General features: G+C 71.1%; 11 protein-coding genes. 5 read left to right on the forward strand and 6 right to left on the reverse strand.

Annotation, left to right across the window (positions count from 1 at the left end; all coding sequences use genetic code 11):
* Window positions 1–17 precede the first annotated feature (17 nt).
* Window positions 18–629, reverse strand: a complete 612-nt coding sequence (locus tag ACH4YP_RS16955; protein WP_398491019.1) for a chorismate mutase — start codon at window positions 627–629, stop codon at window positions 18–20.
* Entirely contained in the window at window positions 584–799 is a 216-nt protein-coding gene (locus tag ACH4YP_RS16960) for a hypothetical protein (RefSeq protein ID WP_398491020.1), read from the reverse strand. The genes ACH4YP_RS16955 and ACH4YP_RS16960 overlap by 46 nt, the downstream gene beginning before the upstream one ends.
* A 226-nt stretch (window positions 800–1,025) precedes the next feature.
* On the opposite strand from ACH4YP_RS16960, the gene ACH4YP_RS16965 reads away from it, so the two are divergent.
* Window positions 1,026–2,945, forward strand: a complete 1,920-nt coding sequence (locus ACH4YP_RS16965) for an AMP-dependent synthetase/ligase (protein WP_398491021.1) — start codon at window positions 1,026–1,028, stop codon at window positions 2,943–2,945.
* Window positions 2,946–3,047: 102 nt separating this feature from the next.
* Here the strand turns inward: ACH4YP_RS16965 and ACH4YP_RS16970 are convergent, their stop codons facing one another.
* Complete coding sequence (locus tag ACH4YP_RS16970) at window positions 3,048–3,458, reverse strand: rodlin (RefSeq protein ID WP_398491022.1); 411 nt, start codon at window positions 3,456–3,458, stop codon at window positions 3,048–3,050.
* A gap of 203 nt (window positions 3,459–3,661) precedes the next feature.
* The gene (locus ACH4YP_RS16975) at window positions 3,662–4,075 is read right to left on the reverse strand and encodes a rodlin (protein WP_360060168.1); all 414 of its coding nucleotides are present in this window, start codon (window positions 4,073–4,075) and stop codon (window positions 3,662–3,664) included.
* A gap of 250 nt (window positions 4,076–4,325) precedes the next feature.
* On the opposite strand from ACH4YP_RS16975, the gene ACH4YP_RS16980 reads away from it, so the two are divergent.
* From ACH4YP_RS16980 to ACH4YP_RS16990, 3 genes are all read left to right on the forward strand, one after another.
* The gene (locus ACH4YP_RS16980; RefSeq protein ID WP_361059139.1) at window positions 4,326–4,742 is read left to right on the forward strand and encodes a rodlin; all 417 of its coding nucleotides are present in this window, start codon (window positions 4,326–4,328) and stop codon (window positions 4,740–4,742) included.
* Window positions 4,743–5,027: 285 nt separating this feature from the next.
* A complete protein-coding gene (locus ACH4YP_RS16985; protein ID WP_398491023.1) occupies window positions 5,028–5,285 on the forward strand; it encodes a chaplin in 258 nt (85 codons plus the stop codon).
* A 103-nt stretch (window positions 5,286–5,388) separates the two neighbouring features.
* On the forward strand, window positions 5,389–6,600 hold the full coding sequence (locus tag ACH4YP_RS16990) for a chaplin (protein WP_398491024.1): 1,212 nt from the start codon (window positions 5,389–5,391) through the stop codon (window positions 6,598–6,600).
* Between the two features lie 41 nt (window positions 6,601–6,641).
* Here the strand turns inward: ACH4YP_RS16990 and ACH4YP_RS16995 are convergent, their stop codons facing one another.
* Together ACH4YP_RS16995 and ACH4YP_RS17000 are read right to left on the reverse strand one after the other, a co-directional pair.
* Complete coding sequence (locus ACH4YP_RS16995) at window positions 6,642–7,901, reverse strand: FAD-dependent oxidoreductase (protein ID WP_398491025.1); 1,260 nt, start codon at window positions 7,899–7,901, stop codon at window positions 6,642–6,644.
* A complete protein-coding gene (locus ACH4YP_RS17000; RefSeq protein ID WP_361059145.1) occupies window positions 7,901–9,163 on the reverse strand; it encodes an ATP-grasp domain-containing protein in 1,263 nt (420 codons plus the stop codon). Before ACH4YP_RS17000 ends, ACH4YP_RS16995 begins: the two co-directional genes overlap by 1 nt.
* A 156-nt stretch (window positions 9,164–9,319) precedes the next feature.
* On the opposite strand from ACH4YP_RS17000, the gene ACH4YP_RS17005 reads away from it, so the two are divergent.
* On the forward strand, window positions 9,320–10,636 hold the full coding sequence (locus ACH4YP_RS17005) for a glycosyl hydrolase (protein WP_361059147.1): 1,317 nt from the start codon (window positions 9,320–9,322) through the stop codon (window positions 10,634–10,636).
* Window positions 10,637–10,641 lie beyond the last annotated feature (5 nt).

Below are 10,641 nucleotides of genomic sequence, written 5' to 3' on the forward strand. Positions count from 1 at the left end.
AAGGAACTGACGCCAAGTCAGCCCGCGCCGCAGACCGACGGCAGCGCCCGCCCGAGCCCCTTCAGCCGCAGTACGTCCAGCCGGTGCCCGTACGCGGACAGCGCGGCCGCGGCGTACAGGCGCGGCCCGCAGGAGGCGTCGCCGCGAACCGGGACCGTCTCCCGGAGTGCGGCCAGCAGCCGGGTGGTGATCAGGTCGAGCGCCGGGCGGACCTCCTTGGCCAGGTCGGGGCGCTCGGTGGGTCGCTCGTCGGGGTGGGCGTCCCAGCGTGCGTACAGGCCGCGCTGGACCAGCTTGTTGGCCTCGATCTGGTCGCGGAAGACGGCGGCCACGGAGTCGGGGTCGAGCCCGAGCCCGGCCGCCCGCGCGGAGACGTCGTCCAGGATCTGCCGCTCACGCACCGGGTCGTCGATGGGCATCTCGGTGCCGTACTTGGCCGCCGCCACCTTGTCGGCCAGCAACAGCCGCTCGGTGAACAACTCGGTGAGGGCGCCGAGTTCGGATGCGGGGGCGGTCGACGCGTGTGCGACGGCCGGAACACGGGCAGTCGCGGACGCCGTGCCGGAGACGGCCGCGGCGGCGATCACGACAGCGGTGACGAAGACGGACCGAAGGCGGTGGGGGCGCACGGAATTCCCTTCGAAAGGAGGTCGGTCGGCGCCGGACCGTCGCCCGCGCCGTGCAGCAACGTATCGACGACGAGCGCGGCCGACGCGTCCGGGCCCTGCTGCGCCTGGGACCCGTGCGGGACCTCCCCGACGAGCGCGCGGTAGACGCGCCGCGTCCACTCCAGCTCCACGGAGGCGTTGAGCAGGCCCTCTGCCCGGGCCAGGCACCCGCAAGGAGCCGGAGCCGGAGACGGAGCCGGAGCGGGAACGGGCCGCCGCCGGAGGCCCGTCCACGGGCCGCCGGGGCACTCCGCCCGACGGCGGGAAATCTCCAAGCGGGTTGAAAATCCCCTACGCGTGAGTAAGTTGACCCGGAAGTAAGTACGCGCAACGCGAGCCGCGAGACCGGGAGCCGTCATGGGCGTACGCAAGGACCTGAAACAGGCGAAGAAGCGCACCGAACTGGCGGCCCGCGCCAAGGCCGGGATCACCAGGGACCACCATGGAGTCGTCCGTGAGGCGCGCATGCCTGCCCTCGCCCCGAAGGCCGCCACCGGCAGCATCGCCGATCTGCCCTTCACCAACGAGGCCGAGGCCCCCGACGCCGTGGTCCTCCGGCGCAAGCAGCACGGCACCTGGCGGCCGGTGACCGCCGCCGCCTTCGCCGACGAAGTCACCGCCGTCGCCAAGGGGTTGATCGCGGCGGGCCTCGAACCGGGCGGCCGCGTCGCGGTCATGTCCCGTACGCGCTACGAGTGGACGCTTCTCGACTTCGCCGTCTGGGCGGCGGGCGGTCTGAGCGTGCCCGTGTACCCCACGTCGTCACCCGAGCAGATCGAGTGGATCGTCCGCGACTCGGACGCCCGTTTCGTCGTCGTCGAGACCCCCGAGAACGCGGCGGCGGTCGCGACCGGCACGGCCGACCACCCCGATCCGCCGCACGTGTGGCAGCTCGACGGGGGAGCGATCTCCGACCTGACCGTGCTGGGCGGCGGCATCCCCGACGAAGAGGTCACCAGGCGCCGCGCGGCCCTCACCCCAGACACCGTCGCGACGATCTGCTACACCTCCGGCACCACCGGCCGCCCCAAGGGCTGCGTCCTCACCCACGCCAACCTGCACGCCGAGGCCGCGAACACCGTCGAGCTGCTGCACCCCGTCTTCAAGGAGGTCACCAGCCAGATCGCCTCGACCCTCCTCTTCCTTCCCCTCGCCCACATCCTGGGCCGCACCCTCCAGATCGCCTGTCTGACGGCCCGAATAGAACTGGGCCACTTCCCGAGCATCAAGCCCGACGAACTCCGCCCGGCGCTACGGGAGTTCCGGCCCACCTTCCTGGTCGGCGTGCCGTACCTCTTCGAGAAGATCCACGGCACCGGCCGCGCCACCGCCGAACGGATCGGCCGCGCCGCCTCCTTCGACCGCGCGCACCGCATCGCCGTCCGCTTCGGCGAGGCGCACCTCGACCGGTTCCTCGGCCGCGGCAAGGGCCCGGGCCCCGGCCTGTACGCCGCCTGGGCCCTGTACGACCTGCTGGTCTACCGCCGCATCCGCAGGGAACTCGGCGGCCGCACGCGCTACGCCATCAGCGGCGGCTCCCCGCTCGACCGCGACCTCAACCTCTTCTTCTACGCCGCCGGCATCATGGTCTACGAGGGCTACGGCCTGACCGAGACCACCGCCGCCGCGACGATCGTCCCGCCCCTCGACCCGCGCCCCGGCACGGTTGGCCTCCCCGTCCCCGGCACGTCGATCCGTATCGCCGACGACGGCGAGGTACTCATCAGGGGCGGCATCGTCTTCGGCGCCTACTGGAACAACCCGGACGCCACCGACGCCGCGCTGGCCGACGAGTGGTTCGCGACCGGCGACCTCGGGGACCTCGACGAGGACGGCTATCTCACCATCACCGGCCGCAAGAAGGACATCCTCGTCACCTCCGGCGGCAAGAACGTCTCCCCGGCCGTCCTGGAGGACCGTCTCCGCAGCCGCCCCCCGGTCGGCCAGTGCGTCGTCGTCGGCGACAACCGCCCCTATGTCGCCGCCCTGATCACCCTGGACCGGGAGGACCTCTCCCACTGGCTCTACGTCCGCGGGATGCCGGCGGACACCCCGGTCTCAGAGCTCGTTCACGACCCCCGCATACGCGCCGACGTCCAGAAGGTCGTCGACCACGCGAACCAGGCCGTCTCCCGCGCCGAGTCGATCCGCGAATTCGCCCTGGTGGAAGGCGAGTTCACCGAGGAGAACGGCCTGCTCACCCCGTCCCTGAAGGTCAAGCGCCACGCGGTGACGGCCGCGTACACCAAGGAGATCGAGGCGCTGTACGGAGGCTGAGACCGGGGCACGGCGGCTGCGGCCGGGCGGGCGACCGGGGCCGGGCATGGGAACAGCGGGCCACCCACGAGGGGTGACCCGCTGTTCGCGCCGCTGCGGAGATCAGCTGCGGTCGGCGCCGTTGCCCGACAGGACCGGGATGTTGGAGAGGATGTGCGACAGCGGCTCGTCGCCCTTGGCCTGGGTGGAGTTCTCGGTGCACTGCTGGTTCTGCGGGGCCGACAGGATCGGCACGTCCTGGAGGACGGTGACCGGCACGACACCGACGAGCGAGGCCAGGTTGGCCTTGACCGGCAGACCGACACACGGCTTGTTCAGCGAGCCCTGCACGAGCGAGAGCTGGGGGCTCATCTTGCCGTGCGTCGCCTGGTTGCCGTACTTCTGGACGGAACCGTTGCCGTTGGCGGTGGTGACGCCGTCGTCGTTGCCGATGGCCAGCGCCTGGGGCGCGGCGGCGGCCGACAGACCGGCGACAGAGGCGGCAATGGCCGCGGTCGCCATCAGCTTCTTCATGTTCGTTCCCTTTCGGAGAATGGCCCCGTAACGGAGCCGCATACTCATCAACAGTGCGGTGGACGGTGCGGTTGCGGGGTTTGCCCCGATTGGCCCACAGGGTTCCTCGGGACCGAAGTTGCGCGCGCCGCCGTAAGACGTGAAGACGTGAGAGGGGCAGCGGACCGCCGTGAGACGAGCGGTCCGCTGCGTGGTGCGGCAGGTCAGCTGCGGTCGGCGCCGTTGCCGGAGAGCACCGGGATGTTGGAGAGGATGTGCGACAGCGGCTCGTCACCCTTGGCCTGGGTGGAGTTCTCGGTGCACTGCTGGTTCTGCGGGGCCGACAGGATCGGCACGTCCTGCGCGACGGTGACCGGCACGAGGCCGACGAGCGAGGCCAGGTTGGCCTTGGCCGGCAGGCCGATGCAGGGCTTGTTCAGCGAGCCCTGGATGAGCGCCATCTGCGGGCTCATGTTCCCGTACGTCGCCTGGTTGCCGTAGATCTGCGCGGCGTGGTTGCCGTTGGCGGTGGTGACGCCACCGTCGTTGCCGATCGCCATCGCCTGGGGCGCGGCGGCAGCCGAAACACCGGCGACGGAAGCGGCGACCGCCGCGGCAGCCATAACCTTCTTGATCACTTGCTGGTCCCTTCTGGAGTAACCCCGTCCACCGGAGCGCCCTGGACAACTGCCCCCGGCCCGCATAGTTGCTCCGATTCACTCCGATGGCCCATTTGGTAAGCCTGTTTGTACGGCGCACGCGCGCGAGGGATTCCTTAATTCCGGGGTGCCGAACGGGCCAACCGGGTGACAGTACGAAACCAATGGAGCCGCTTCCGGTTGATGCGAAAGCAGGAACATGTGTCTCTGCCAGGAAAGGACCGGAGAAATGCTCAAGAAGGCAATGGCCACGGCGGCGGTCGCCGCTTCTGTCGTCGGCGTCTCGGCGGCGGCAGCCCCCCAGGCGCTTGCCATCGGGAACGACGACGGCGTCACCACGGCCAACGGCAACCACGCCGAGCAGGCGTTCGGCAACGCCAAGACGGGCGGCGACATGAGCCCCCAGGGGCAGCTGGTCCAGGGCTCGCTGAACAAGCTCTGTGTCGGCCTGCCGGCCAAGGTCAACGCGGGTTCACTCGTCGGCATCCTGGTCCCGGTCACCGTCCTCCAGGACGTGCCGGTCCTCTCGGCCCCGCAGAACCAGCAGTGCGCCGAGAACTCCACCCAGGCCAAGGGTGACGAGCCCGTGTCGCACGTCCTGGACAACATCCCGGTGCTCTCGGGCAACGGTGCCGACCGCAGCTGACCCACCGTCACAGAGGACGCCCGGGCGGCCCCTTCGCACTTCGCGCAGGGGGCACCCGGGCTCTTTGACATTATTTTCTGTTTTTGCTTTCTGTCGGTTCTTCCGTTGGTCTTCCCTTATGGCAGTGACGTTTCCCCTGTCGAATCCACGCGGAGCGTTCGGGTGAATTACCGGGAGCCGCACCTTCTGTAGTTTCTTCGGCCCCCTTCCCCTCGTTCTACAGCCCGCAGGTCATGGTGCGAGCCGTTCAGGCTGGGCTCGTCCGGTTTCGGCCGTCATAGGGGCATGACCGCAGAGAAAGGGAAGTACGTGAAGCACAAGAAGAGTGCCGTCGTCGTTGCCGGCGCGATCATGGCCATGGGAATGGCCGCCCCGGCCTTCGCCGACTCCGAGGCGCAGGGTGCCGCTGTCGGCTCGCCCGGTGTCCTCTCGGGCAACGTGGTCCAGGTTCCCGTCCACGTTCCCGTCAACGTGTGCGGCAACTCGATCAACGTGATCGGCCTGCTGAACCCGGCGTTCGGCAACGAGTGCGTCAACGACTGACGTCGTAACGCACCAGCCGACCGGCTGTGTCACGCCGGCCTTGGATCGCCTTTCGGCGCCAAGGCCGGCTTTCCCACTTCTACGAGCAGAGAAGACAACGAGATTGCGAAAGACCCTGAGCAGGGGAATGGTCGCGGCCGCCGCCGCGACGAGCTTCATGTCCCTGTACACCCCCCAGGCGTTCGCCGACACGAACGCGAACGGGGTCGCAGCGGACTCGCCCGGAGTGCTGTCCGGCAACAGCGTGCAGGCGCCGGTGAACGTCCCGGTGAACGCGTGCGGCAACTCCGTGGATGTGGCGGCAGGCCTCAACCCGACGTTCGGCAACTCCTGCGCCGGCGCCCCGGGCACGGGCAAGCACAGGAAGCCGGACTCACCCAGACACACCGCTCCGTCCGGCTATGACTCGGACAGCGGTTACGGCTCGGGTGACGGCTATGGCTACGGCTCCGACCATGGCTACGGCTCGGACTACGACTATGACTACGGCTCGGAATATGGCTATGGCCGGCACGACGGTTACGGCTCGGACCACGGTGACGGCCCGGGCCGCCACGGTTCCGGTCACCAGGGCCCGGGCCACCACGGCGGTCCCGGGCGCGGTGGTGGTTCCGGCCACCACGGTGGTGGCTCCACCGCGCACGGCGGGGCGCACAACTCGCCCGGCGTCGGATCGGGCAACAACGCGCAGGTGCCGGTGGACGTGCCGGTCAACGCGTGCGGCAACACCGTGGACGTGGTCGCCCTGCTGAACCCGGCGTTCGGCAACAAGTGCGCGAACCACAGCGGCCCGCGCCACCATGGCCCGCAGAGCCATGGTCCGCACCACAACGGCCCACACCACAACGGACCCCAGACCCACGGCCCGCACCACAACGGTCCGCAGGGTCATGGCCCGGAGGGCTACGGCGACGACACCCCGCCGACCAAGCCCCCGACCACTCCGCCCACGAAGCCGCCGAGCACGCCTCCTGTGAAGCCCCCGGCCACGCCTCCCACTTCCGCTCCTCCCATCACCACGCCTCCCACCACCACGCCGCCGACGGTCAACCCGCCGACGACGGCGCCTCCCACCACAGCACCACCGACCAGGACCCCGCCTGTCACGACCCCGCCTGTGACGATCCCGCCGGCCACGACTCCTCCGGTGACCGTGCCGCCTGCCACGATCCCTCCGGGGCCGGGGGCCAGGGGTCCGCAGCTGGCGCACACCGGTGGCGACGGGCTGGCCGCGGCCTCGGTCGCGAGTGCGGGGCTGCTGATCGGCGGAGCGGTGCTGTACCGGCGAAGCCGGGTCGCGTCCCGTCAGTGGTGACGCGTCGGGTGCCGGACGCCTCGCGCCCGGCACCCGCACCGTCAGTGACCCGCGGCCCCGAGCACCCCGCGCCGCTCCCGGGCGCCCGGCACGGGCACCCGCGCCGGGCCCGTACGCAGCCTGCGCCGCACCCCTCGTACGAGAGTCCGGGCCGTGAACGAGGCGCCCTGCACGAAGCGCATCGCGGGGCCGAAGCCGGAGGCTGTGACCAGGCCCGCCAGGAAGAGGCCGGGGCAGGAGGACTCGAACTCCCGCCCCACGAAAGGGGATCCGTCGGGTGACACGGCCAGGGTCGCCCGTACGTCCTCGGCCAGCAGGCCCAGGCGGTCGCGGGTCGCCCTGAACCCCGTTGCGGCGATGACGTGTTCGGTGTCCAGGGACGTCAACTCGCCGGAGCGGCCCAGCGTTTCGAGGCGTACGGCGCCCTGGGCCGGATAGGCCGCCGCGACCTCGTGGCCCAGCAGCAGTTCGACGGCCGGTTCGACCCGGTCGCGGACCCACCAGGCGCCCGCGGGGCCCAGTGCCGTGGCGGCGACCCGGGTGCGGGTGGACTCGGGGAGAGCACGGAAGGCGCCGGGGCGTTCGGCGTAGAACCAGTTGCGCCAGCCGCAGCCCAGGCCGCTGTGCGGGGCGCGGGCCGACTGCCACCAGGGGCGGTCCCAGGGCGGGGGCACGTCGTTCCACCGGAGTCCGCCGGCGCGGGCGATCACCCGGACGCGGGTGCCCTGTTCGGCGAGCAGGGCCGCCGTCTCCAGGGCCGCCTGGCCGCCGCCGATGACGGTCACGTCCTTGCCGCGGAAGCGGTCGAGGTCGCCGTGGTCGCTGCTGTGCGAGACGTGCTCGGGGCCCAACTCGCCGAAGACCGCGGGTACTTCGGTGAAGGGTAGGACGCCGACGGCCAGTACGACCGTTCGCGCGCGGACCGTCCTGCCGTCCTCGACGACCGCCTCGAAGCCGCCCAGGCAGGGATGCACACCGGTCACCATGCGCTCGTCGATCTCGGGGACCGCGTGCCGCGCGAACCACAGTCCGTACGAGGCAAATGTCTCGACCGGGACGGGCTCCCCGTGCCGGGCCCGTACCCCCTGTTCCGCGCAGTAGGTGTCCAGGCGCAGACGGCCCTCGGGGTCCGAGAGGCTGGACGCCCACGGCTCCGACTTGAGGAACATGCCGCGGGGCATGTGGTCGCGCCAGGACGCCATCGGCCGGCCGAACACGCGCAGGCTCAGGCCGGCCGCCGCGGCGTGGGAGGCGATGGACAGACCGTAGGGACCGGCCCCCACCACCAGCAGGTCGTACATCAGCAGCTGCTCGCTTTCTCGTCGTCGGACAGGGGGTTGGCGTCATGGCGGGCCGACTGCCGGACGACCCGTGAGCCGAGGGCCGGTGCGGCGGTCGCCCGGCGGGCGCGGTGCAGCACGCGGCGGACCGCATGGCGGGACCACAGTGGCCACAGGGCCGCACCGGGCCCGAGGTCGTCCCGGGCGTGCCAGGCCCGCTCGGTGCCGGGGCCGAGCGCGGCGAGCGGCGCGTAGTTCTCCGCCACGAAGGTCCGGCCGGGCAGTGGGGCGGGCGGCGGCAGCGGACGGTGGGTCAGATCCAGGTGCAGCGCACGCACCACGTCGAGCCCCGACCCGTCGGCGAAGAGCCGGAACTGGGCGCCGGGCCGCGGGTTGAAGTCGAGCAGGTGGTACGCGCCCGTGGTGTGTTCGCGGCGGAAGTCCAGGTCGAAGACGCCGCGGTAGCCGAGTACCGACGTCAGCCGTTCCGCCAGAGCCTGGACGGCGGGGTTCGGGGTCCAGCGGCCCACCGCGGTCAGCCCCGCCCCGCGCGGCCAGGCGCGCAGCTTGCGGCCCGGGCCGCCGCCGCACACCGCCCCGGACCGGTCCGAGTACCCGTGGAAGAACCAGTCCTGGTCGGGCGCCGGTGGCAGGAACGCCTGGAGGAGCAGCCTGCTGCCCGCCTCCTCGGCTCGGCGGCACAGCGTGTGGGCCTCCCGCGCCGAGCGCAGCACCACCGTGCTGCGCAGGTCCGTACCCGAGGGAAGCAGCCAGGGGCGGCTCCACTTCGCGACCACGGGCAGCCCGAGGCGCCGGACGGCCGCGGTCGCCTGCGCCGGGGTGTCGGGCACCAGCGTCGGCGGGTGCGGGATGCCCGCGGCCTCGCACACGGCGGCCAGTTCCGCCTTGTCCGCGACGCGTTCGGCGAGACCGGCGGGGGAGAGGGGAAGCAGATAGCGGGGCGCGAGGGCGTCCCGCATCCGGTCCACCGCGACCGCGCTCGCGTCATCCATTGGGATCAGTACGGCGGGACGGGACACCCGGGCCGCCACTCGGCGCAATGTCAGCGCGATGTCGGCGGGTGAGGCGTCGGGTGCGGGCGGCGGATGCATCCGGTGGACAAAGCGCGATCTGCGCACCGGACTTCCGGTGGAATCGGCGACCACGTGCACGTCGATTCCGGCCCGGCCGAGGGAGCGTACGGCTCCCAGCGTTCCGTGGTGAAAGGGATTCCGGTCGATTCGCAGAAGTACGGCGGGGACGCGGGTGTCGAAGGTCGGCATGGGCATATTTCCTTGAGGTCTTCTCTGTTGTCTCTTCTGATGTCTCACTCGTGCGGGTGATTTGGGATATCCCCGGTTGCCCGGCCCGGTTGGCGCACCGCACATTTATGTGACTGGGTGTCAGTGGATGGTGGAAAAGGAGCGCGAGGAGCGGACATGGCCCCACTGCAACGGACCCGAACCAGACGGCTGGTGTACGCCACCGCCGCACTCACCGCCGGACTCGTCGCGTCGGCCGCCCTCGCCTCCGGGCCGGGGTACGCCGTGGGCGCTGGAGTGGGGGATCCGCCGGCTCCGACGCCAACCGTTCCCACCGCCGTCGTCGCGCCCGTGGCACCGGAGCGGCCCGTCGCGCCGGCCGCGCCCGTGGCGGCCACCCCGACGGCGACGCCCACCCCGACCGTGACGCCCGCGAAGGAGCCCGGGGGCCCCGCCTTCGGCGCCTACCTGGACTACGGCCCCCGTGGCGTGGCCCGGATCGCCGAGCTCAGCCGCTGGCTGGGCGGCGCCGACCTGCGGGTGGCGCACACGTATCTGCCCGGCGACCGCTGGAGCAACATCGAGGGCCTGCCCGGCTTCCTCGACACCTGGGCGGACTGGCGGGCGACCGAGAAGGACCGGCTCTTCGTCCTCAACGTCCCCATGCTGGAGCGCAACGAGGAGAACGTCTCCGACGCGGAGGTCCGCTTCCAGCTGCGCCGCGGCGCGGCCGGAGACTTCGACCAGCACTTCCGCAAGCTGGCCGAGCGGCTCGTCGACCTGGAGGCGCCCGACACCGTCATCGTGCTCGGCTGGGAAATGAACGGCATGACGTACACCCATCGCTGCGGGCCGGACCCGGAGGCCTGGAAGAAGTACTGGAACAGAATCGTCACCACCATGCGGGCGGTGCCGGGGCAGAAATTCAGGTTCGACTTCACGCCGAACCGCGGCCGGGACGCCATTCCCTGGACCCAGTGCTATCCGGGCGACGACACGGTCGACATCATCGGCATGGATTCGTACGACCAGCCGCGGGGCCTGTCATTCGACGAGGCCGTTTCGGAGCCCTACGGACTTCAGGCGCACGTCGACTTCGCGAAGGCCCACGGAAAGCCGATCTCCTATCCGGAATGGGGCCTCTTCCGCAACGGCGACAACCCGACGTACATGAAACGCATGCTCGAATGGATGGACGAGCACAAGCCGCTGTACAACACGCTCACCGACTACTGCCCGCACGGCGTGTGGCAGTGCGGCGACAACCCCAAGGCGTCCGAGATCTACCGGGCGGCGCTCTTCGGCCGCACCGACACGACGCCGCTCCCCAAGCCCACCGACCCGGCGCCGAAGCCGACCGCACCGACCCCGGTACCCAAGCCGACGCCGGTGCACCCGCCGAACTGCTCGCCGCTGGAGCTGGGCGACTGGGTCGAGTACTGGCTCGGCGGGAAGCTCTGCCTGCGCTTCGACTGGTGGTCGCGCCACCGCTGAGCGGG

Source organism: Streptomyces sp. NPDC020747, from assembly GCF_044334695.1.
GTDB lineage: Bacteria > Actinomycetota > Actinomycetes > Streptomycetales > Streptomycetaceae > Streptomyces.